The sequence below is a fragment of the Streptomyces sp. NPDC002156 genome (assembly GCF_053593675.1).
The window spans coordinates 1-20,088 of record NZ_JBSFDA010000078.1; the positions used below are offsets into that span (position 1 = coordinate 1).

The window sequence follows — 20,088 nt, forward strand, 5'->3', positions numbered from 1 at the left end:
GGGGGGGGGGGGGCGGGGCCCCCCCCCCCCCCCGGGATGGGACGGGTAGGGGCGGCGGGGGCGAGAAAAACTCAGGCCAGCACCCGTGAACCCCCCACCGGCAGGTCCCACAGGTCCTCGCGGGGCAGGCCCGCCTTCTCCCAGGCGGACTGCACCCGGGTAAGAGGTTCGAGGACCGGCTCCGCCGACAGGACGAACGTCGCCCAGTGCATCGGAGCCATCCGGCGCGCCCCCAGGTCCACAGCCGCCTGCACCGCCTCTTCCGGGTCGCAGTGCACATCACTGAGCCACCACCGGGGGTTGTACGCACCGATCGGCAACAACGCAAGGTCGATCCCCGGATACCGCTGCCCGATACGGGCGAACCAGTGCCCGTACCCGGTGTCACCCGCGAAGTAGACCCGCTGACCGTCCAGGTCGGTGAGCACCCACCCGCCCCACAGGGTGCGGCAGGTGTCGGTGAGCCCACGCTTGGACCAGTGGTGGGCCGGCACGAAGTCGAAGCGGACGCCGCCCAGTTCGGCCGTCTCCCACCAGTCCAGCTCGGTGACATGGGTGAACCGGCGGCGCCGGAACCAGCGTCCGAGCCCGGCCGGCACGAACACCGGCGTGTCGCGCGGGAGTCTGCGCAGCGTCGGGGCGTCCAGGTGGTCGTAGTGGTTGTGGCTGATGACGACGGCATCGACACGCGGCAGCGCGCTCCAGGCCACGCCCACGGGGGTGATCCGGGCCGGTGTCCCCAGGATGCGGCGCGACCAGACCGGGTCGGTGAGGACGGTGAGCCCGCCGATCCTGACCACCCAACTGGCGTGCCCCGCCCAGGAGACGGCGACCGTGCGCGCGTCCACGCGGGGCAGCGGGCCGGGTTCGAAGGGCAGGCGCGGAATGTCGGCGAGACCTTCCGGCGTCGGTCGTACCGCGCCCTCCCTGGCGAATCTGGCCATGCCCCGGAGGCCGGGCAGCGGGGCGGTCAACCGGTCGGCGAAGGAACGCGGCCACACCCGGTCGCCGTGCGGCGGCTGAAGCACCTCAGGGGTCGTGGTCGGGCCGGTGCCTGTGCTGATGCTCGTAGTCGTGGTCGACTCGGACTGCTGCGTCATCGAGGAGGCTCCCGTCGCTGAGCGTCGTCACGGAGATCGTCGAAGATCGATTCCACCAGGGTCAACGCGCGTCGCACGTGTGGCAGTTCCAGTGGTTCGGGTGATCTGAGCGACTGCTCGCGTTCCCCGGGCGTGTCGCCGAGCAGCGCCCCCGTGGCCAGCCGTACACGCAGCGCCGCGAGGTCGTCCCCGAACCGGTGACCACCCGGCGCGGGCATCCCGAGCCGGGCGGTGAGGAAGTCCTCCAGCTCCTGGGCGTCACCGACACCATGGGCGCCGAGCGCGGTCCGCAGGGGGCCCAGATCGACGTACAGATGACGGCCCGCGCGCGGGGGCCGGGCCAGACAGCCCGCGGCGATCACCGCGCGGTGCACGGCGACGGCCACGCGCGCGTGCAGGCGTACGGCGGCCGTGAGCCGTTCGGTGACCGGGGCGGGCTCGCCGAGGGCGTAGGCCGCCGAGGCGGCGACCGGTTCGGCGATCCGGGCGTCGAGCGCGGTGAGGACGTCGAGCACGCGCGCGCGTAGGGCGTCGCCTTCGGCGTTCGCGGGGAAGCGGGCGAGGGCGGCGGGCCAGCCCGGCGGCAGCAGCGCGCCGCACAGGTCGGTGACGACGGTGACCTGGTCGGGCAGCATCTCGGCCGGGCTGAGCAGGACCGTGTCGTGCGGCCGGTGCAGGGTGTCGCGCCAGGTCTCGTCGCTGACCAGGTGCAGGCCCTCCGCCTCCGCTGCCTCGACGGTCTCGTGCAGGAGTTCGGGCGGGGCGACGGTCGCCGTCGGGTCGTCGGCCACGGAGAGGACGAGCAGCCGGGGATCACCACCCTCGGCGCGCACCCTCCGTACGGTCTCCAGGAAGGCGTACGGGTCCGGCACGCCCCCGCACTCGGCGGGCGTGCCCACATGGAACACTGATCTGCCCAACGCCCGCACCTGGGGCGCCCACCAGGCCGCGCAGGGCCGGGGCACCAGGACGTCGCCGCCGATCGCGGCGGTCAGCGCGAGCAGCAGGGCCGGGGCGCCGGGGGCGGCGGCCACCCGGTCGGGCTCGGCGGACAGTCCGCGCCGGGCCCAGTAGCCGCAGGCCGCGTCGAGGAGCGCGGGGCCGCCGCCGGTCGGCTGGGCGTCGGGGCGGGTGGCGGCGGCGGCGAGTACGGCGGCGAGTTCCGGCAGTACGGGGAGTCCGTCGCCGGGGAGCGGCGGACCGTAGCGGACGGGGCCGTGCCCCTGGGGGTCCGTCCGCCGCATGCGTACCTCCGCGCGGTTGCTGGTGCGGTGCCTGGTGACTGCTTGTGGGTGTTGGTACCCACGGTCACAGGGACCCATGGGAGCCCGCTCGGGTTGCTTCGGCCGGCCACGCGGGTGGCACGGGCGGCATCCCGGGTCACCCGCGCGCGGACGTGTTCCTGCGGCGCAGCCGGTGTACGGCGGCCCCGGCCGCGCCCGTGATCAGCACTCCCCCGGCGACCAGCGCGGGCACCGAGTCGGTGAACGCGCCGCCCTGACCTGCCTCCACCCCGCGCTGCACCGGGGCGGGGGTGGGCTCGTAGGGGTGTGTCGGGATGTGCGTGGGAGTGTGCGTCGGGCAGGTGCCCAAGCCCTGGAAGTCGCCGGTCAGGGAGCCACCGCTCTGGGAGTCGACGCCGTGCGACTGGGTGGCGCAGGTCCCGGTGCCGTCGCGCGTGACGGTGAACGTCGCCTTCCACGCCTTGCCCTGGCCCCCGGCCTGCCCGGGACACGTACCGTCGGCGGACAGTTCGGAGGCCGGCGCGCCGGCGCTCTGGTCGGCCTCGAAGGTCAGGTCGGGCGCGATCTTCGCCGTGCCGCTGTAGGCGGGGCCGGCCGTCGGGTCGTCGGTGCCGGGGACCTGCTGGAGCTGGACGGTGCCCAGCTCGAAGCCCTGCGAGTGCGCGTCGATCGACGCGGGCGGGGTCCCGCCGGTCGCCTCGCAGGCCACGGAGACGGTGACGGTGCCGCCGGGGCCGACGGTGCCCGGGCTGACCTCCCCGGCGGTGTCCGCGGACACGGCCGAGGCCGCGGCACCCAGGGCGGCACCTGCCAGGGCGGCGGCGGACATGACACGGGCGGTGCGGCGCATGGCTGGGCTCCTTCGAGCGGCGGCTGCGGAGCACGTCGGGTGATGCCCCGCATCCCCATGACAGCCCGACGGGGCGCGAGGCGCGCGCGGCCGGACACCATTCGCGGGACGCGCACACCCGAGCGGGTGACACGCCGACCCGCCGGTGGCCGCCGCATCCGCCGGTGCCTGCTCGCGGCTGCCCGCGCCAGGGCCCGTACCTGCGCTGCCGACGTGTGCATGTACCTGTGCCGACCCGTATCCACCCGTGCCGACCTGCACCTGTAGGTGCCGGTGCCAGCACCACCAGCACCACCAGCACCACCAGCACCACCAGCACCACCAGCAGCACCAGCACCAGCACCAGCACCAGCACCAGCACCAGCCGACCCTCGCGCGTCCCCACCCGCGCTCGCCCAACCACCCCCGACCCGACCGTCAGTTCGACAGGGAGACCAACTCCCCTTCCAAGCCCCGCCCCCGCCGCGCGACCACACGTGCCGCCACCTCCGACAGCTTGCGGTTGGTGGCCTGTGAGATCCGGCGCAGTACGCCGAAGGCGTCGTCGGCGTCGCAGCCCAGGACGTGCATGACGATGCCGCACGCCTGGTCGACGACGGGCCGGGTGCGCAGGGCGGTGCCGAGCTGCTCCAGCTCGGTGAGGGCGGCGCCGTAGGAGCGGTCGCGGACCAGACAGGTGGCCGCGAGGTCGCCGAGGGCCCGTACGGGACCGTGCGGGGCGTCCTCCAGGGTGCCGGGCCGGAAGCTGTAGAGGCTGAGGGTGACCGTCAGCCCGGAGCGCCGGAAGGGCAGCGTGACGCTGGAGCGGACCCCCGAGTCGAGCGCCACGGCGCGGTACTCGGGCCAGCGCCGCTCGCTCAGCAGGTCCGCCGAGTCGACGGGCGTACCGCGTTCGAGGGCGGCCGGGATGGGCCCGTCGCCGGAGCGGAGCTGGACGGCGACGAGGCCCGCGAGGTCGGGATGGGTGACGGCGGCCGAGCGTTCCGGCCCCGTCTCCTGTGCGGTTCCGGTGCCCGTCTCGGTCACCATGCTGCTGGCCCCGCAGCAGTCGGTGGTGCAGCGGACGGCCTGCTCGACAAGCTCCGACAGTCTGCGCCCGGGCACGGTCGATTCGGTCGACTCCCTTGCCCAGTGGCCGAGTTGATCGCTGTCCGGCATCGCGCCCACCTCCTTCTTTTCCGCACCTGCCCGCTTGTCCACAAGGAAAACGGGTTAGGTTCATGTCATGGCGCAGACTGACGAATTCGGTGAGGAACTTGTGGATTTTGTGCGCAGGGTCGCCGAGTTGAAGGCTGCGAGGTCAGTACCTCCCGACGATCTCCCGACCGTCCTGGACGCGGCCATCTTCGAACTCGACCATGTGGCCGACCAGTTGTGGCCCTGGTACGAACGGCTGTCGTCCACCCTGCCCTCCGCGGGCGCAGGTCAACGCGACCGTCAGGACCAGCAGTTGCTGCGGATGATCTTCCAACAGCTTCCGCTGCCCGTGGTGTTGACGGACCGTGAGACGGTGGTGCGCCGCCTGAACCCCGCGGCGACGACCTTCACCGGCGCCCGCGCGGGCTATGCGACGGGCCGGCCGCTGACGGGCTTCCTCGTGCACGCCGACCGGGCCGCGTTCCGCTCCCAGGTCGCGGCGGTGGCCCGTGGCGAGGGCGACCGGGGCCTCACCGTACGGCTCCAGCAGCGCCCGTCCTTACCGGTGCACACGACCCTCACGGGGCTCAGACCGAACGGCGAACCCCGCGCCACGGTCCTGGTGGTGCTCCAGCCCGCGGACCTGAGTCTGCCGCCGGGCCAGCCCGAACCGGCGGGGAACCCTGCCGCGGCCCTCCCCGATCTCTCCGAGGCGACCCGGCACGCGACCCTGCTGGACCTCCTGGACGCCATGACCTCGGCCCTGCTGACCTGCCCGTCCCATGATCCGCGGACGGTTCTGGAGCGGGCTGCCGGGGTGCTGCACGGCCGGTTCGCGGACTGGGTGATCGCCGACACGGGCGGCGCCCGTCCGTCCCGTACAACCGTGTTGGGGCCGTCCGGGACGGACACGGCCGGCGTCGCTGCGCAGGATCCCGCCGACTGTCCGCTGGTCGTCGAGGCGGCGCGGGGTGGCTCCCCCGCGCCGCGGGTCCGTCCCGACGATCCGGACGCCTTCGGCCTCGACGCGACCGGCGCACCGGTCCTGGTCCAGGCGAACGTGACGTCCCTGCTGTGCGTTCCGCTGACCCGCGACGGCGTCGTCCACGGGGTGCTCACCCTGTTCCGCAGCGGCACACGGCCGGCGTTCTCGCTGGCGGAGGCCCAGACGATGGACATGATGTCCCGTCACATCGCCCTGGCGATGGGTGAGTTGACGCAGAAGGCGCGCAAGGACGACGGATCACCCGGTCGTTCCGGATCTAGGCGACGTCCTTCATGACCTGGTCCCGCAGCCGGTTGCAGGAGCGGCTGATCAGGCGGGAGACGTGCATCTGGGAGATGCCGAGCTGCTCGGCGATGCGGCTCTGGGTCATGTCCCCGAAGAACCGCATGTAGAGGATGTCGCGTTCACGCTCGGGCAGTGCCTGCAGCCGGGGCTTGACGGCCTCGCGGTCGATGACGGTGTCGAGGGCAGGGTCGGATGCGCCGAGGGCGTCGCTGAGGGAGTACCCGTCGTCGCTGCCGGGCAGTTCGGCGTCGAGGGAGAGCGCGGTGAAGCTCTCGAGCGCCTCCAGGCCGACCTTGACGTCCTCCTCGCTCATGTTGGCGTGCTCGGCGATCTCGGCGACGGTGGGCCTGCGTCCCGGGATGGTCTGCGCCAGGTCCTGGGAGGCGAACCGTACGCGGTTGCGCAGGTCCTGGACCCGGCGCGGTACGTGCAGGGTCCACATGTGGTCGCGGAAATGCCGCTTGATCTCACCGGTGACGGTGGGTACGGCATAGCTCTCGAAGGCGTTCCCGAGTGCGGGGTCGTAGCGGTCGACGGCCTTGACCAGGCCAAGCGCGGCCACCTGACGCAGATCGTCCATGTTCTCGCCGCGGTTGCGGAAGCGGCCCGCGAGCCGGTCGGCCATGGGCAGCCAGGCCTCGACGATCTTCTGGCGCAGGGTGTCGCGCTGCTGACCCTCGGGAAGGGCGGCGAGCTTGCGGAACGACTCGGCGGTGTCGGGGGCGTCATGGTGGGGATGACGCTTCGGACTCACTTGGGTTCGCATGGTGCGACGCAACTCCCTCGGAGTGCTCTGGGTTGGACGGACGGTCCCCGTGGAAGCGTGCGTCCAGCCCGGACGGACACACCCGGGTCTGCGGTACACCGCTCCCACGGACGTGCCTCCTGTCCGAAGCACTGATGTTGCGGCTGCCCCGCCCTATGCGTGCCAAACAGGTTTTCGGGGACGGGACCTGGTGACTCGGCGCAGAACCACTCGTATGTCTCCGCTCCCGGGAGTTCTCATGAGCACCAAGGTTGCCGACCAGGTCCTGCAGCGGCTGCGGGAGTGGGGTGTGGAACAGGTCTTCGGGTATCCCGGCGACGGCATCAACGGTCTGCTCGCCGCCTGGGGCCGGGCCGAGGACCGACCCCGTTTCATCCAGTCGCGGCACGAGGAGATGTCCGCGTTCCAGGCGGTCGGTTACGCCAAGTTCAGCGGCCGCCTCGGGGTGTGCGCGGCGACCTCGGGTCCTGGCGCGATCCACCTCCTGAACGGTCTGTACGACGCCAAGCTTGACCATGTGCCGGTGCTGGCGATCGTCGGCCAGACGTATCGCAGCGCGATGGGCGGGTCGTACCAGCAGGAGGTCGATCTGCACTCCCTGTTCAAGGACGTCGCCTCGGACTTCGTGGAGACGGTCACCGTGCCCGAGCAGCTGCCGAACGTCCTGGACCGGGCGATCCGCACCGCGTACGCGCGCCGCGCCCCGACGGCGGTCATCATCCCCGGCGACGTCCAGGAACTCGACTACTCCGCGCCCACGCACGAGTTCAAGATGGTGCCCTCCAGCCTGGACCGCAGCGCGTGGACGACGGTCCCCTCCCAGGAGTCCCTGGCCCGGGCCGCCGAGATCCTCAACTCCGGTGACAAGCCCGCGATCCTCATCGGCCAGGGCGCGGCGGGCGCCCAGCCGGAGGTCGAGCGGATCGCCGAACTCCTCGGCGCGGGCGTCGCCAAGGCGCTGCTCGGCAAGGACGCGCTGAGCGACGAACTCCCGTACGTCACCGGCGCGATCGGGCTGCTGGGCACGCGTCCCTCGTACGAGCTGATGCGCGACTGCGACACCCTGCTGACGATCGGTTCCTCCTTCCCGTACTCCCAGTTCCTCCCGGACTACGGGCATGCGCGTGCCGTCCAGATCGACATCGACCCGCACATGGTGGGGATGCGCTATCCGTACGAGGTGAACCTCGTCGGCGACGCCAAGGCGACGCTGGAGCGGCTGATCCCGCTGCTGGACACGGCGGAGCGGGGCCGTGAGTGGTACGACACGGTGTGCGCGAACGTCGTGCACTGGCAGGACGTGCTGGAGCGGCGGGCCGCGCTGTCGGCCGATCCGATCAACCCGGAGTACGTGGCGCGGGCCCTGAGCCCGCTGCTGCCGGACAACGCGATCGTCACCTCGGACTCCGGATCGACGGCGAACTGGTACGCGCGGCATCTGTCGATGCGGCCCGGGATGCGTTCCTCGCTCTCCGGGACGCTGGCCACGATGGGCTGTGCGGTCCCGTACGCGATCGGCGCGAAGTTCGCCCATCCGGACCGGCCGGTGATCGCGCTGGTCGGGGACGGGGCGATGCAGATGAACGGGCTGGCGGAGATGATCACCGCGGCGAAGTACCGCGACCGCTGGACGGACCCGCGGCTGGTGGTGGGGGTCTGGAACAACCAGGATCTCAACCAGGTCACGTGGGAGATGCGCGCGATGGAGGGCGCCCCCTCCTTCCTCCCCTCGCAGGAGCTGCCGGACGTCCCGTACGCGGCCTTCGCCCGCTCCCTGGGCCTGACCGGAGTACGGGTGGAGCGGCCGGAGGACGTCGAGGCGGGCTGGCGGGCGGGGCTGGCGGCCGACGGCCCGGCGGTGATCGAGTTCCGCACCGACCCGGCCGTCCCGCCGGTGCCCGCGCACGCCACCTGGCAGCAGCTGGAGGCGACGGCCTCGGCCGTCCTCAAGGGCGACGCCGACCGGGGCTCGATGATCCGCCAGGGCCTCAAGGCCAAGGTCCAGGAGTTCCTGCCGGGCCGGGATCGGAGCGGGGAGAGCCGCGCGGGGAGCACCCGGCAGAAGAAGCACCGCTGAGGCGGTCCTGCCGTGTGTCGGCACCGGATCTTCGGGTACGCGGCGGGCACCCCCGAAGGCTGGAGGCAGTCATGCAGCAAGGCAGCGGTCGTGTCAGCGCCCATCGCGACGACGAGATGAAACACCAGGTCCAGGGCCTGCTGAGGTCCGGCCACCCGACCAGTACCGAGGAGTGGCACGACCCGGAGCCCGCCGCCGAGGACGACCCGCCGATCGCGGGCGGCCCGGTGGCCCCCGACCGCTCCCCGGCCGGGCTGGAGACGGTGCGCTTCGAACTGGCCCGCTTCCTGGGCCGTACGTCGTTCCCGGCCGGCCCGCGCGAACTGCGCGGCCTCCTGCGCGCCGGCCACGCCCCCGACACCCTGGTCGAGCCCCTGGAGCGGCTCCCCAGGAACGCCCGCTACGCCTCCGTGCAGAAGCTCGCCGAGGCGATCGTGAGCGGCGGCCCGGAGTCACGCCCGCGCGAGCCGTGACCTGACCGGGCCGCCGAACCGAGAAAGGACACCGAGGACCATGCGTATCGCGTTTCTGACCGCACCCGAGGGTGTCGAGCAGATCGAGCTCACCGAGCCCTGGCAGGCGGTGACCGACACGGGCGACGAACCCGTGCTCGTGTCGACGAAGCAGGGCCGGGTGCAGGCCTTCGACCACCTCGACAAGGCGGACACCTTCCCCGTGGAGGAGGTGGTCGGCGAGGTACCGGCAGCGTCCTTCGGCGGGCTCGTGCTGCCCGGCGGGGTGGCCAACCCCGACTTCCTGCGCACGGACGAGCGCGCCGTCGCGTTCGTGCGGGACTTCTTCGACCAGGGCCGGCCGGTCGCCGCGATCTGCCATGCCCCGTGGACGCTCGTCGAGGCGGACGTCGTCCGCGGCCGGGTGCTGACCTCGTGGCCGAGCCTGGCCACCGACATCCGCAACGCGGGCGGGGAGTGGGTCGACGAGCAGGTGCGGGTCTGCGACCACGGGCCCAACGTCCTGATCACCAGCCGTAAGCCGGACGACCTGAAGGCGTTCTGCGCGGCGCTCGTGTCCGAGTTCGACAAGTCCGCCGTGGCCGACGACGAGGCCGTCTGACGGACAAGCACGAGGTGGGAGCCCGTGGGCCCGGGCAGTGGCACCGATGTTCATTCGTCCGTGCAGCCTCGCTCCCGGGCGCCCTCGCGGGTGCGGCCCGCGGTGATCGGGCGGCGTGGGTGGCGGCGCAGGTACTCGCCCTCCAGCCCCGCCATGCGCGCGTTGTGGGTGCGCAGGGCGTCGTTCGAACCGTGCAGGAGCGTGTCGTGGCGTGTGCGGTGGATCGTCTCCAGCTCGCGCATCAGCTGCTGGTCGTCCAGCCGGCTCGGGTCGACTCCGGTCATGGTGACACCCCGCTCGTCGTGGCGTCCTTCCACTGTACGAAGAACCGGGCGCGCGGGCCTCGTGTGCTACCGGGCCCGCTCCACGCGCCGCTCGTCCCACACGGGCTCCGGGGTCTCCCGGACCCGCCCGTCGCTGCCGAAGACCAGATAGCGGTCGAACGAACGAGCGAACCAGCGGTCGTGGGTGACGGCGAGAACCGTGCCCTCGAACGCCTCCAGCCCCTCCTGGAGGGCCTCGGCGGACTCCAGGTCGAGGTTGTCCGTCGGCTCGTCCAGGAGCAGCGCGGTGACGCCCTCCAGCTCCAGGAGCAGGATCTGGAAGCGGGCCTGCTGGCCCCCGGAGAGCCGGTCGAAGCGCTGTTCGGCCTGCGCGGTCAGCTCGTAGCGGCGCAGTCGGGAACTGGCCGCGCCCCGGTCCTGCGCGTGCTCGGACCACAGGATGTCGAGGAGCGTACGGCCCTCCAGCTCGGGGTGGGCGTGCGTCTGGGCGAAGTGCCCGGGCACGACCCGCGCACCGAGCTTCCACTCGCCCGTGTGGTTCACGGTGTCTCCGGCGAGCAGCCGCAGGAAGTGCGACTTGCCGGAGCCGTTGGAGCCGAGGACGGCGACCCGTTCGCCGTAGAAGACCTCCAGGTCGAAGGGTTTCATCAGGCCGGTCAGCTCAAGTCCCTTGCAGGTGACGGACCTTACGCCGGTCCGGCCGCCCTTGAGCCGCATGGTGATGTCCTGCTCGCGCGGCGGCTCGGGCGGCGGCCCGGCCTCCTCGAACTTCCGCAGCCTGGTCTGGGCGGCCTGGTAGCGGGACGCCAACTCATGGCTGATGGAGGCCGCCTGACGGAGGTTCAGCACCAGCTTCTTCAGCTGGGCGTGCTTCTCGTCCCAGCGCCGGCGCAACTCCTCGAAGCGCGCGAACCGTTCACGCCGCGCCTCGTGATAGGTGGCGAACCCGGCGCCGTGCACCCACGCGTCCGCACCGGCGGGCCCGGGTTCGACGGACACGATCTTCTGCGCGGACCGGGAGAGCAGTTCCCGGTCGTGGGAGACGAAGAGAACCGTCTTCCGGGTCTCCGCGAGCCGCTCCTCCAGCCACCGCTTGCCGGGTACGTCGAGGTAGTTGTCCGGCTCGTCGAGCAGGAGCACCTCGTCCGTGCCGCGCAGCAGCGCCTCCAGCACCAGCCGCTTCTGCTCACCGCCGGACAGCGTCCGCACCAGCCGCCACTGTGCCTTCTCGTACGGCACCCCGAGCGCGGCCGTGGTGCACATGTCCCACAGGGTCTCGGCCTCGTACCCGCGCGCCTCGGCCCAGTCGGAGAGGGCCTGCGCGTACTGCAGCTGGGCGGCCTCGTCGTCGACGGTCAGCATGCCGTGCTCGGCCACGTCGACGGCCTTGGCGGCCTCCTGGATACGGGGCGTGGCAACGGACACGAGCAGGTCCCGTACGGTCGTCTCGTCCCGTACGGAGCCCACGAACTGGCGCATCACCCCGAGCCCACCGCCCACGTTGACGGTCCCGCCATGCGGTTTCTGCTCACCGGAGATCAGCCGCAGCAGCGTCGTCTTCCCGGCACCGTTGGGCCCCACAAGGGCCACGACGGCCCCTTCGCCGACGCGGAACGACACATCGCCGAGCAGCGCCCTCCCATCGGGGAGGTAGTACTCAAGATGCGCTGCTTCGAGATGTCCCATGGGACCGCATTCTGCGGTCCGACGACGACCCCGGGCAAACCCATAAACGCCGGTGCACCGAGACGCGCCCCAAAGGGGCGCGGGGAACTGCGCGACCAGCCACGACGGTCCCGCAGCCAAACAACCGCCTACCCGACGGAGTCAAGCCGCTCTCCGGCCGGCCCACTCTCCGCGTCCGCAGCGACAACCGCCCCCGCCCAGGACACCGCCTTCCACCCATCCACCGGCGACCCCTCCAGCACGACCACACCGGTGTTGTCGAGCCGATGCTCAGCGGCGAAAGCCACATCGACGTTGTCCGCCCGGGCCGCCGCCCACATCCGGATCGCGGCGCCATGACTGACCATGGCGACGGTGCCAACCCCACTCTCGGCGGCCTCCGCCACCACCGCGTCGAACCGCCCGAGCGCCTCGACCCCGTTCTCCCCACCCGGCATCCGCCGCTCCGTGTCACCGGCCGCCCACGCGAAGACGGTGGTCATGTAGAGATCCGCCGCCTCGGCGTCCCCCCGCATCTCCAGGTCCCCGGCGGACACCTCCCGGATCCCGTCCCGCACCAGGACGTCCAGGCCACGCGCCCCGGCCAGCGGAGCGGCAGTCAGCTGTGTACGGATCAGGGTGGACGCGTACAGCGCGTCGATGTCCTCTCCCACGAGCGCCTCCGGCAGGGCGGCGGCCTGCCGCTCCCCCAGCTCGGTCAGTGCGGCCCCCGGAACTGCGGTGTCCAGCAGATACAACACGTTCGACGGGGTCTGACCGTGCCGGATGAGGAGCAGACGCATACGGGTTTTCCTCTCGCCCTACGACACTTGCGACAAGCCCCACAACACGCACAACCGACGCGTCCGACAAGACAAAAGGGCTCACTTCAGGGTACCCAGAGCGTCATGACCGCAGACATCGACCTCACCGTCCCACTGCCCGGCCGCCACGCCCTGCGCAAGAGCCTGCTGAATCTCGACTTCCGGCTGTTCGAGACCGCCGCCACCCGGCACTGGCCGGGCGCCGAGCGTGTCCTGCCGAGGCTGAGCCGCAGCGCGAACCACGGCGTCCTGTGGATGGCGACGGCGGCCGCGCTGGCGGCCACCGGGAGCCCCAGGGCGCGCCGGGCCGCCGTCCGGGGCCTGGCCTCCCTCGCGGTGGCCTCCGCGACGATCAACACGGTCGGCAAGCGCTCGGTACGTCGTCCACGCCCCGTGCTGGACCCCGTACCGCTGGTCAGGCAGCTGAAGCGGCAGCCGATCACCACGTCGTTCCCGTCCGGTCACGCGGCGTCGGCGGCGGCCTTCGCGACCGGGGTCGCCCTGGAGTCCCGGGGCCTCGGGGCGGTGGTGGCGCCGGTCGCCTTCTCGGTGGCGATGTCCCGGGTCTACACCGGCGTCCACTTCCCGAGTGACGTGCTGGCGGGCGCGGTCCTGGGCGCGGGCGCCGCGTTCGCCGTACGGGGGCTGGTGCCGACCCGCGACCGGTCCACGCCGCCGGGCCCGCCGCACGCGACGGCTCCGGCTCTGCCGGACGGCGAGGGGCTGATCCTGGTGGCGAACACGGCGGCGGCCACCGCCGACCGGGCCCGCGCGCTGGGTGACGTACTGCCGCTGGCGGAGATCGTGGAGTGCGCGCCGCAGGACGTACGGGACGAGCTTGAGAAGGCGGCGGCCCGCTGTCAGGTGCTCGGGGTGTGCGGCGGCGACGGCACGGTGAACACGGCCGCCGAGATCGCCCTGCGCCACGGAAAGCCGCTCGTGGTCCTGCCCGGCGGCACGCTCAACCACTTCGCGCTCGACCTGGGGGTGGCGGACGTCCGGGACGTCGGCCGGGCGGTGCGGCAGGGCGAGGCGGTGCGGGTGGACGTGGGCCGGTTCCGGTCCGGGGAGCAGGAGGGCGTCTTCCTCAACACGTGCAGCCTGGGCGTCTATCCGGAGCTGGTGCGTGAGCGTGAGCGCTGGTCGGACCGGATCGGCGGCTGGCCGGCCGGGGTGGTCGCGGCGGCACGTGTCCTGCGCACCGACAGCCATCCCCTGGAGGCCCAACTCCGGGGCGGCAAGCGCCCGTTGTGGCTGCTGTTCGCGGGCAACGGCACCTACCACCGGCTGGGCCTCGTACCGGCCCGCCGGCTGGACCTGGCGGACGGGCGGCTCGACGTCCGGGTGGTGCACGGTGGCCGGCGGCCCGCGCTGCGCCTCCTGGGGGCGGCCCTGGCGGGCCCGCTGACCCGCTCCCCCGCCCACGCGGGCGTCCTGGTCCACCGGCTCCACGTGGACGACGTGACACCGGGAACCCTCCTCGCGTACGACGGCGAAGTCACGGAGGTGACGGGCGGGGTGACGCTCGAAAAGCTCCCGGAGGCGCTGACGGTCTACCGCCCGCTCGGCCGGAACTGACCGCTGGCTGTCCACATTCCAAGACGTGGGTCTCATTATTCGGCACGGCTGCGTACGGTGAAGGAGAACGAGCCGAGAAGACGAGAAGGGGCACGGTCATGTCCAAGCCGCAGTCGCAGCCGCAGGAGACCGCCGTCTACACGCACGGGCACCACGAGTCCGTGCTCCGCTCGCACACCTGGCGCACCGCCGCCAACTCGGCCGCGTACCTCCTCGGTTCACTGAAGCCGCACATGCGGATCCTGGACATCGGCTGCGGCCCGGGCACGATCACCGCCGACCTGGCGGAGCTGGTCCCGGACGGCCATGTCACCGGCGTCGACCGGGCGCCGGCCATCCTGGACCAGGCCAGGACCACGGCGGCCGAACGGGGCCTCGGCAACGTGGAGTTCGCCGTCGCGGACGTCCACGCGCTGGACTTCCCGGACGACACGTTCTGCGTGGTCCACGCCCATCAGGTGCTCCAGCACGTGGGCGACCCGGTGCGGGCGCTGCGTGAGATGCACCGGGTCACCAAGCCGGGCGGGTACATCGCCGTCCGCGACGGGGACTACCAGGCCATGGCCTGGTATCCGGAGTCGGCGGGCCTGGACGACTGGCTGGACCTGTACCGGCGGGTGGCCCGCGCCAACGGGGGCGAGCCGGACGCGGGGCGCCGACTGAAGTCCTGGGCGCTGCGGGCCGGTCTCACGGACATCACGGCCACATCCAGTACGTGGACGTTCGCGGACACCGACGAGGTCGCCTGGTGGAGCGGCCTGTGGGCGGACCGGACGCTGGCGTCGGCGTACGCGGACCGGGCCACGGAGGGCGGCCTCGCGACCGTGGAGCAGCTGCGGGCGGTGTCGGAGGCGTGGCGGGAGTGGGGGCGCCGGGAGGACGCCTGGTTCACCGTGCCGCACGGCGAGATTCTCTGCCGAAAGGCCTCATGATTCGCCCGGCCGATGTCTGAGTCGCGGATTTCTGGAAACCCGGTGTGCAGGAGGTTCACACTATGGTTCCCATTCTGCTCGTACTGCTTCTGGCCCTGATTCTGTTCGGTGCCGGATTCGCGGTGAAGATACTCTGGTGGATCGCGCTGATCGTCCTTGTCGTCTGGCTACTGGGATTCCTGGTGCGGGGCACGGGTGCGGGCGGCGCAAGGGGCCGCTGGTATCGCTGGTAGCCACAAGGGTCCGATCGGCCCGAGGTCCTGATTCAGGACCTCGGGCCGCAACCCGTGCCGCTGCCGAAGAAGGAGTAGACGGCCCAGGGGCCGGTGAGTTCGACCCTCAGTCCAGGGGCGATACCGTCCGCCTCGCGCTTTGTCCGGTCGACCAGTTCCACGAATTGCTCGGAATCCTCGCGCGTCACAAGATAGGCCGCTTCGAGGACATTCGGCGACGCGTACAGTCGGTGGTCCTCGGCGTACCGAGAAAGAGTCCGGTGCAATTGCCCGGCGAACACCTCGGCGTTCTCTTCGATGCCTTCGAGATACACCTTCACGCGCCACTCCACCCGCCCGGAAAACCGGTCGAGAGCGCGCCGGAAGTCGTCCTCGCGTTCCTCGATCATCACGCGTACGGCGCTGTCGTCCCGGAAGACGGTGGCGGGCCGTAGGGGCAGCGGGGTCGTGACGGCGGTCAGCGCGTCGATCACGGCGTGGTGGGCCCGGTCGCCGTCGTCCGTCCGCTGCCGGAGCGACTCCTCGCCGAAGTCCGCCTCCGGCACCGTACTGACGACGGCGACCAGACCGTGATGGGTGAGCAGTTTCGGCGGGACACCCGCGACCCCCGTCAACTGGGCCTGCAGGGCCGCGTCGAAGGGACGGCAGACGGCGTAGACGTACCGCAGTCCGGTCATGGGGGTCTCCTCGTCCTCACGGAGTGATCGCTTCCTCCACGAGCAGCCGGCCCGCCGCCATGATCGAGTCGGCGTCGATGCCCGCGGCGTGCAGCTGCTCGTCGGGGGTCGCCGAGCCGGGCATCGTACGGACGGCGAGGCGTACCAGGCGGGGCAGCGGCCGTCCGTCGAGGAAGGCGTCGAGGACCGCGTCGCCGATACCGCCCTCCTCGCGGTGGTCCTCGACGGTGAGCAGACAGCCGGTCTCCTCGGCGGCCCTGCGCAGGGTGACGCGGTCGACGGGCTTGACGGAGTACAGGTCGACGACCCGGACCGGGATGCCCTGGGCGCCGAGTGCGTCGGCGGCGGCCAGGGCCTCGTGGACGGTCACGCCGGCCGCGACCACTGTCAGCCGGTCCTCGCGCCCGGCGGTGCGCAGCACCTTGCTGCCGCCGACGGGGAACTCCTCGCCGGGCCCGTACAGCCCCGGTGTCCCGCCGCGCGAGGTGCGCAGATACGCGATGCCGTCGAGGCCGGCCATCGTGGTGACGAGCTGCGCGGTCTGGTGGGCGTCGCACGGATACAGCACCGTCGAGCCGTACAGCGCCCGGAACATAGCCAGGTCCTCCAGGCCCATCTGGGAGGGCCCGTCCTGCCCGATCGAGACGCCCGCGTGCGAGCCGACGACGTTGATCCGGGCCCCGCTGACCGCGGCCATCCGCAGGAAATCATGCGCGCGGGTCAGGAAGGCGGCGAACGTCGACACGTACGGGATCCAGCCGCGCGCCGCCAACCCCACGGCGGCGCCGACCAGTTGCTGTTCGGCGATGTAGCACTCGAAGAACCGGTCGGGGAACTCCTTGGCGAAGGCCTCGGCACGCGTCGAGTCGCTCACCTCGCCGTCGAGGGCCACGACATCGCCCCGCGCGTGGCCGAGCGCGGCGAGCGCCTTCCCGTAGGCGTCCCGGGTGGCGACCTCGTCTCCCCTGTCCCAGCGGGGCAGTTCGAGGTGTCCGGCGCGTACGGCGTGCAGGGCGCGGGCGGCGCGCGGCTCGGGCGGGCGGACGCGAAGGTCGCGCGGGCCGCCGAGTTCGGCGATCGCCTCGTCGGCGTCCGGCAGCGGTTTGCCGTGCAGTCCCTCGCGGTCCTCGACGGAGGCGACGCCCTTGCCCTTGAGGGTGCGGGCGAGGATCACGACGGGCTGCCCGGTCGTGGACTCGGCCTCGGCGTAGGCACGGTCGACGGCCTCGACATCGTGTCCGTCGATCTCGACGGTGTGCCAGCCGAAGGCCTTGAACCGGCGGGCGTAGGCGTCGAGATCGTGCCCGTGCCGGGTCGGCCCGCGCTGCCCCAGCCGGTTGACGTCGACGACGGCGACGAGGTTGTCGAGATGCTCGTACGAGGCGTGCTCGGCGGCCTCCCACACCGATCCCTCGGCCAGTTCGCTGTCCCCGCACAGCACCCACACGCGGTATCCGGTGCGGTCGAGCCGCTTGCCGGCCAGCGCGATCCCGACGCCGACGGGCAGCCCCTGGCCGAGCGACCCGGTGGCCGTCTCGACCCACGGCAGCCGCCGGGGCGTCGGATGCCCTTCGAGCCGGCTGCCGAGCGTACGGAAGGTGAGCAGTTCGGCGTCATCGATGGCCCCAACCGCCTTGTAGGCGGCGTAGAGCAGCGGCGAGGCGTGTCCCTTGGAGAGGACGAAGCGGTCGTTGCCGGGGTGGGCCGGGCGGTCGAAGTCGTAGCGGAGGTGACGGGCGAGGAGTACGGCCATCAGGTCGGCGGCGGACATGGACGAGGTCGGATGCCCGGAGCCCGCGGCATCGGCGGCTCGGACGCTGTCGACGCGCAACTGCTGTCCCAGCTCGGCGAGTTCGGCGGTGCTGTGCAGGGGTGCGAGGGTTTTCACGACTTTCCTTCCGTTGCCTCGGACGTTGCCTCGGGCTGTTCCGGAGCCTGCCCCGAGGGCTGTTCCGCAGCCCGCGCCGAGTGCTGTTCCGGCACCCGCGCCAGCTCCGGCGACGCCGTGTCCAGCGGCACCGACCAGGACCGTACGAGCCCCAACTGCACGCCCTGGCGCGGCAGTACGGCGTCCAGCAGCCAGTCCGCCGCGACGCGCACCCGGTTTCCGGGCATCGCCGCGAGGTGGTAGCCGCGGGTGACCGCACCGGCGAGCGGCCCTGACAGGGAGACGCCGAGCGGGTTGGCGGCGGCCTTGACCCCGCCCAGATCGACGACGAACCCCAGGTCACGGTGGCGGTAGGCGCGGCGTGAGCCGATGCCGAGCGAGGCGGCGACATTGCGGGCCGCGACCTTGCCCTGCCGCCAGGCGTGCTGCGCGGTCATCCCGGTGAACTGCCCGGGGTTGTTCAGGTCGGGCACGGCGGCGGCGTCACCGCACGCGAACACCTCGTGGTGGCCCGGCACTTGGAGGTACGGGTCGACGATCAGCCGCCCGCGCTCCAGGGGCGAGCCAAGGCTCTCGACCAGTGGATCAGGCCGAACACCGACACACCACACCAGGGTGCGCGACTCGACGAACTCCCCGTCGGACAACAGCACTCCACCGTCGGTGGCCTCCTTCACGGAGGTTCCCGTCCGTACGTCGATGCCCCGTTGCCGTAGCACCCGGTCGGCGGTGCGCGACAGCTTCTCGTCCAGCTCGGGCAGGACACGCGGTGCGATGTCGAGCAGCAGCCAGCGTGGCCGCAGACCTTCGCGCAACGGCTGCTTGCGGACCAGCGCCTCGGTGAACAGCTGTCCGTGCGCGGCGACTTCGGTGCCGGTGTAGCCGGCGCCGACCACGACGAACGTACAGCGGGCGGCGCAGCTCTTGGGGTCGTCGGCGGTGGCCGCCAGCTCGATCTGCCGGGTCACGTGGTCGCGCAGATACAGCGCCTCGGGCAGTCCCCGGAAGCCGTGCGCGTTCTCGGCGACGCCGGGCACGGGCAGCAGCTTGTTGACGCTGCCGACGGCGAGGACGAGCCGGTCGTAGCCGAGGGTGCCGTGTCCGCCCTCGGGGTCGGTGTAGCGCACGGTGCGCGCGTCGAGATCGATACCGTCGGCCTCGGCCTCGCCGAGCACCAGGCGCACATCGCGGAGGGTGCCGGGGAGGGAGACGGTGACACGGCGGGGCTCCAGGACACCGGTGGCGACCTGGGGCAGCAGGGGCAGATACAGGAAGTGGTCGGTCGGGTTCAGCAGGGTGATGTCGGCCTTCTGCCGGGTCAGCCGGGCCAGACTGCGGGCCGTCTGGTACCCGGCGAAGCCGGCACCGACGATCAGGATGCGGGGTCGACTCACGTTTCGCCTCCGGCGATGTCGCGCGTACAGAGCCTTCGGTCACTCGTACGAACACCACAGCGGGCATCCGTACGGAACCTTCCGCGTCCCCCTGGCCAGGGCCCCCAAACGTCCTCGCGGACTAGCCCTTCAGCATGTCCGACGTGACAGCCCACCGCTCGTGGTCCCGCCAGGCCCCGTCGATGTACAGGAAGTCCGGCGAGAAGCCCTCCAGCCGGAAGCCGCAGCGGCGGGCGAGGGCGATCGACGCGGTGTTGCCGGGCTGCACGTTGATCTCCAGGCGGTGCAGCCGCAGCGGCGGACCGAACGCGTACCGCACGACGAGATCGAGCCCCTCGCCCATCAGTCCCCGCCCGGCAGCGTGTGCGAAGGCCCCGTATCCGAGGGCCCCGCACAGAAAGCCGCCCTGGACGATGTTGTTGATGTTGATGAACCCCGCAACGGCACCGCCGTCGTCCTTCTCGCACACGAGGAACCCCGCCTTGGTCGGGTCCTCGATCAGTCGCCCGGCGTACGCGGCATACGCGTCCGGACTCGCCGGCGGGGCCAGCCAGGGGTGGTGCAGCTCCCTGCTCTCCCGCACCCGGGCGATGAACTCGGCACCGTCCTCGTAGGTGAACGGGCGTATGCCCACGCGGGGCCCTTCGGCGAGAAATCCACGGCGCTCAGACACCCGGACACCCTACGCGAGCCGCCTGTTCACCGCCCCCGACCTGCGCTCTTTCCTACTGACGGCGCCGCATGAAGTAGGCCCCGCAGAGGGCACCGATGACCGCCGTGCCGAGCAGCGCCATCCACAGCGGCATGGTCACCTCGGGGATCAGCAGCCGGATCTCGGTGGCGCGGGTGTTCTCGAAGATGAAGATCAGGGCGAGCAGGGCGAGCGCCCCGACGGCGACCCTGGTGGGCGTCAGCAGCCCCCGCGCACCACCGGTTCCGCCACCGGCCTTGCCGCCGCTCTCGGAGGTCTTCGGGCTCATACAGCCAGCATGGGCCGATCCGGGGCTTCCCGCGCGCCCGGAGGTACGCCGGACGGGTGAGAGCGCGCCGAAGGCCGACGCCCACTCCCCCACC

General features: G+C 72.0%; 20 protein-coding genes. 7 read left to right on the forward strand and 13 right to left on the reverse strand.

Annotation, left to right across the window (positions count from 1 at the left end; all coding sequences use genetic code 11):
- Nucleotides 1-71 precede the first annotated feature (71 nt).
- From ACWCRB_RS28045 to ACWCRB_RS28060, 4 genes are all read right to left on the reverse strand, one after another.
- Entirely contained in the window at nucleotides 72-1,100 is a 1,029-nt protein-coding gene (locus ACWCRB_RS28045; RefSeq protein WP_450998689.1) for an MBL fold metallo-hydrolase, read from the reverse strand.
- Nucleotides 1,097-2,344, reverse strand: a complete 1,248-nt coding sequence (locus tag ACWCRB_RS28050; RefSeq protein WP_450998690.1) for an aminotransferase class I/II-fold pyridoxal phosphate-dependent enzyme — start codon at nucleotides 2,342-2,344, stop codon at nucleotides 1,097-1,099. The genes ACWCRB_RS28045 and ACWCRB_RS28050 overlap by 4 nt, the downstream gene beginning before the upstream one ends.
- Nucleotides 2,345-2,480: 136 nt before the next feature.
- Nucleotides 2,481-3,194: a hypothetical protein gene (locus ACWCRB_RS28055; RefSeq protein ID WP_450998691.1), complete on the reverse strand. Its 714-nt coding sequence runs from the start codon at nucleotides 3,192-3,194 to the stop codon at nucleotides 2,481-2,483.
- Nucleotides 3,195-3,611: 417 nt separating this feature from the next.
- Nucleotides 3,612-4,352, reverse strand: a complete 741-nt coding sequence (locus ACWCRB_RS28060) for an ANTAR domain-containing response regulator (RefSeq protein WP_369031290.1) — start codon at nucleotides 4,350-4,352, stop codon at nucleotides 3,612-3,614.
- 67 nt (nucleotides 4,353-4,419) lie between these two features.
- On the opposite strand from ACWCRB_RS28060, the gene ACWCRB_RS28065 reads away from it, so the two are divergent.
- A complete protein-coding gene (locus tag ACWCRB_RS28065) occupies nucleotides 4,420-5,613 on the forward strand; it encodes a GAF domain-containing protein (protein WP_450998692.1) in 1,194 nt (397 codons plus the stop codon).
- Here ACWCRB_RS28065 and ACWCRB_RS28070 read toward each other — a convergent pair.
- Nucleotides 5,594-6,388 (reverse strand): RNA polymerase sigma factor SigF, encoded by a 795-nt coding sequence (locus ACWCRB_RS28070; protein ID WP_450998693.1) that lies wholly within the window; start codon nucleotides 6,386-6,388, stop codon nucleotides 5,594-5,596. The genes ACWCRB_RS28065 and ACWCRB_RS28070 overlap by 20 nt on opposite strands.
- Nucleotides 6,389-6,626: 238 nt before the next feature.
- Here ACWCRB_RS28070 and ACWCRB_RS28075 point away from each other — a divergent pair, with 238 nt between their 5' ends.
- The 3 genes from ACWCRB_RS28075 to ACWCRB_RS28085 all read left to right on the forward strand — a co-directional run bounded on the left by ACWCRB_RS28075 (nucleotide 6,627) and on the right by ACWCRB_RS28085 (nucleotide 9,539).
- The gene (locus tag ACWCRB_RS28075; protein ID WP_450998694.1) at nucleotides 6,627-8,465 is read left to right on the forward strand and encodes a thiamine pyrophosphate-requiring protein; all 1,839 of its coding nucleotides are present in this window, start codon (nucleotides 6,627-6,629) and stop codon (nucleotides 8,463-8,465) included.
- Nucleotides 8,466-8,536: 71 nt separating this feature from the next.
- A complete protein-coding gene (locus ACWCRB_RS28080) occupies nucleotides 8,537-8,938 on the forward strand; it encodes a DUF2795 domain-containing protein (RefSeq protein ID WP_369031293.1) in 402 nt (133 codons plus the stop codon).
- A 40-nt stretch (nucleotides 8,939-8,978) separates the two neighbouring features.
- Nucleotides 8,979-9,539: a type 1 glutamine amidotransferase domain-containing protein gene (locus tag ACWCRB_RS28085; RefSeq protein WP_450998695.1), complete on the forward strand. Its 561-nt coding sequence runs from the start codon at nucleotides 8,979-8,981 to the stop codon at nucleotides 9,537-9,539.
- A gap of 50 nt (nucleotides 9,540-9,589) precedes the next feature.
- On the opposite strand, the gene ACWCRB_RS28090 is transcribed toward ACWCRB_RS28085, so the two are convergent.
- The 3 genes from ACWCRB_RS28090 to ACWCRB_RS28100 form a co-directional block, all read right to left on the reverse strand.
- The gene (locus ACWCRB_RS28090; protein ID WP_235473868.1) at nucleotides 9,590-9,823 is read right to left on the reverse strand and encodes a DUF6158 family protein; all 234 of its coding nucleotides are present in this window, start codon (nucleotides 9,821-9,823) and stop codon (nucleotides 9,590-9,592) included.
- Between the two features lie 66 nt (nucleotides 9,824-9,889).
- Complete coding sequence (locus ACWCRB_RS28095; RefSeq protein WP_450998696.1) at nucleotides 9,890-11,509, reverse strand: ATP-binding cassette domain-containing protein; 1,620 nt, start codon at nucleotides 11,507-11,509, stop codon at nucleotides 9,890-9,892.
- A gap of 128 nt (nucleotides 11,510-11,637) precedes the next feature.
- On the reverse strand, nucleotides 11,638-12,291 hold the full coding sequence (locus ACWCRB_RS28100; protein WP_450998697.1) for a histidine phosphatase family protein: 654 nt from the start codon (nucleotides 12,289-12,291) through the stop codon (nucleotides 11,638-11,640).
- A gap of 105 nt (nucleotides 12,292-12,396) precedes the next feature.
- Between ACWCRB_RS28100 and ACWCRB_RS28105 the strand changes: the two genes are divergently transcribed.
- From ACWCRB_RS28105 to ACWCRB_RS28115, 3 genes are all read left to right on the forward strand, one after another.
- The gene (locus tag ACWCRB_RS28105) at nucleotides 12,397-13,890 is read left to right on the forward strand and encodes a phosphatase PAP2 family protein (protein WP_450998698.1); all 1,494 of its coding nucleotides are present in this window, start codon (nucleotides 12,397-12,399) and stop codon (nucleotides 13,888-13,890) included.
- Between the two features lie 98 nt (nucleotides 13,891-13,988).
- Entirely contained in the window at nucleotides 13,989-14,822 is an 834-nt protein-coding gene (locus ACWCRB_RS28110; RefSeq protein ID WP_450998699.1) for a class I SAM-dependent methyltransferase, read from the forward strand.
- 62 nt (nucleotides 14,823-14,884) lie between these two features.
- Nucleotides 14,885-15,055 carry a hydrophobic protein gene (locus ACWCRB_RS28115; protein ID WP_235473873.1) on the forward strand — a complete coding sequence of 57 codons (171 nt, stop codon included), beginning with the start codon at nucleotides 14,885-14,887 and terminating at the stop codon, nucleotides 15,053-15,055.
- A 32-nt stretch (nucleotides 15,056-15,087) separates the two neighbouring features.
- Here the strand turns inward: ACWCRB_RS28115 and ACWCRB_RS28120 are convergent, their stop codons facing one another.
- From ACWCRB_RS28120 to ACWCRB_RS28140, 5 genes are all read right to left on the reverse strand, one after another.
- Nucleotides 15,088-15,732, reverse strand: a complete 645-nt coding sequence (locus tag ACWCRB_RS28120) for a GvpL/GvpF family gas vesicle protein (protein ID WP_450998700.1) — start codon at nucleotides 15,730-15,732, stop codon at nucleotides 15,088-15,090.
- 16 nt (nucleotides 15,733-15,748) lie between these two features.
- Nucleotides 15,749-17,620 carry a transketolase gene (locus tag ACWCRB_RS28125; RefSeq protein ID WP_450998701.1) on the reverse strand — a complete coding sequence of 624 codons (1,872 nt, stop codon included), beginning with the start codon at nucleotides 17,618-17,620 and terminating at the stop codon, nucleotides 15,749-15,751.
- On the reverse strand, nucleotides 17,617-19,014 hold the full coding sequence (locus tag ACWCRB_RS28130) for an NAD(P)/FAD-dependent oxidoreductase (protein WP_450998702.1): 1,398 nt from the start codon (nucleotides 19,012-19,014) through the stop codon (nucleotides 17,617-17,619). The genes ACWCRB_RS28125 and ACWCRB_RS28130 overlap by 4 nt, the downstream gene beginning before the upstream one ends.
- 121 nt (nucleotides 19,015-19,135) lie before the next feature.
- Nucleotides 19,136-19,687: a GNAT family N-acetyltransferase gene (locus ACWCRB_RS28135; protein WP_450998703.1), complete on the reverse strand. Its 552-nt coding sequence runs from the start codon at nucleotides 19,685-19,687 to the stop codon at nucleotides 19,136-19,138.
- Nucleotides 19,688-19,739: 52 nt separating this feature from the next.
- Entirely contained in the window at nucleotides 19,740-19,994 is a 255-nt protein-coding gene (locus ACWCRB_RS28140) for a DUF1049 domain-containing protein (protein WP_450998704.1), read from the reverse strand.
- Between the last annotated feature and the right edge of the window lie 94 nt (nucleotides 19,995-20,088).

What these genes read in the sequence shown, in the direction of transcription:
- ACWCRB_RS28110 (WP_450998699.1), top strand. Translation starts at nt 13,989, where the DNA reads ATGTCCAAGCCGCAGTCGCAGCCGCAGGAGACCGCCGTCTACACGCAC.
- ACWCRB_RS28050 (WP_450998690.1), bottom strand. Translation starts at nt 2,344, where the DNA reads ATGCGGCGGACGGACCCCCAGGGGCACGGCCCCGTCCGCTACGGTCCG.
- ACWCRB_RS28055 (WP_450998691.1), bottom strand. Translation starts at nt 3,194, where the DNA reads ATGCGCCGCACCGCCCGTGTCATGTCCGCCGCCGCCCTGGCAGGTGCC.
- ACWCRB_RS28100 (WP_450998697.1), bottom strand. Translation starts at nt 12,291, where the DNA reads ATGCGTCTGCTCCTCATCCGGCACGGTCAGACCCCGTCGAACGTGTTG.
- ACWCRB_RS28115 (WP_235473873.1), top strand. Translation starts at nt 14,885, where the DNA reads ATGGTTCCCATTCTGCTCGTACTGCTTCTGGCCCTGATTCTGTTCGGT.
- ACWCRB_RS28140 (WP_450998704.1), bottom strand. Translation starts at nt 19,994, where the DNA reads ATGAGCCCGAAGACCTCCGAGAGCGGCGGCAAGGCCGGTGGCGGAACC.
- ACWCRB_RS28065 (WP_450998692.1), top strand. Translation starts at nt 4,420, where the DNA reads ATGGCGCAGACTGACGAATTCGGTGAGGAACTTGTGGATTTTGTGCGC.
- ACWCRB_RS28085 (WP_450998695.1), top strand. Translation starts at nt 8,979, where the DNA reads ATGCGTATCGCGTTTCTGACCGCACCCGAGGGTGTCGAGCAGATCGAG.
- ACWCRB_RS28080 (WP_369031293.1), top strand. Translation starts at nt 8,537, where the DNA reads ATGCAGCAAGGCAGCGGTCGTGTCAGCGCCCATCGCGACGACGAGATG.
- ACWCRB_RS28095 (WP_450998696.1), bottom strand. Translation starts at nt 11,509, where the DNA reads ATGGGACATCTCGAAGCAGCGCATCTTGAGTACTACCTCCCCGATGGG.
- ACWCRB_RS28060 (WP_369031290.1), bottom strand. Translation starts at nt 4,352, where the DNA reads ATGCCGGACAGCGATCAACTCGGCCACTGGGCAAGGGAGTCGACCGAA.
- ACWCRB_RS28070 (WP_450998693.1), bottom strand. Translation starts at nt 6,388, where the DNA reads ATGCGAACCCAAGTGAGTCCGAAGCGTCATCCCCACCATGACGCCCCC.
- ACWCRB_RS28045 (WP_450998689.1), bottom strand. Translation starts at nt 1,100, where the DNA reads ATGACGCAGCAGTCCGAGTCGACCACGACTACGAGCATCAGCACAGGC.
- ACWCRB_RS28075 (WP_450998694.1), top strand. Translation starts at nt 6,627, where the DNA reads ATGAGCACCAAGGTTGCCGACCAGGTCCTGCAGCGGCTGCGGGAGTGG.
- ACWCRB_RS28105 (WP_450998698.1), top strand. Translation starts at nt 12,397, where the DNA reads ATGACCGCAGACATCGACCTCACCGTCCCACTGCCCGGCCGCCACGCC.
- ACWCRB_RS28090 (WP_235473868.1), bottom strand. Translation starts at nt 9,823, where the DNA reads ATGACCGGAGTCGACCCGAGCCGGCTGGACGACCAGCAGCTGATGCGC.
- ACWCRB_RS28120 (WP_450998700.1), bottom strand. Translation starts at nt 15,732, where the DNA reads ATGACCGGACTGCGGTACGTCTACGCCGTCTGCCGTCCCTTCGACGCG.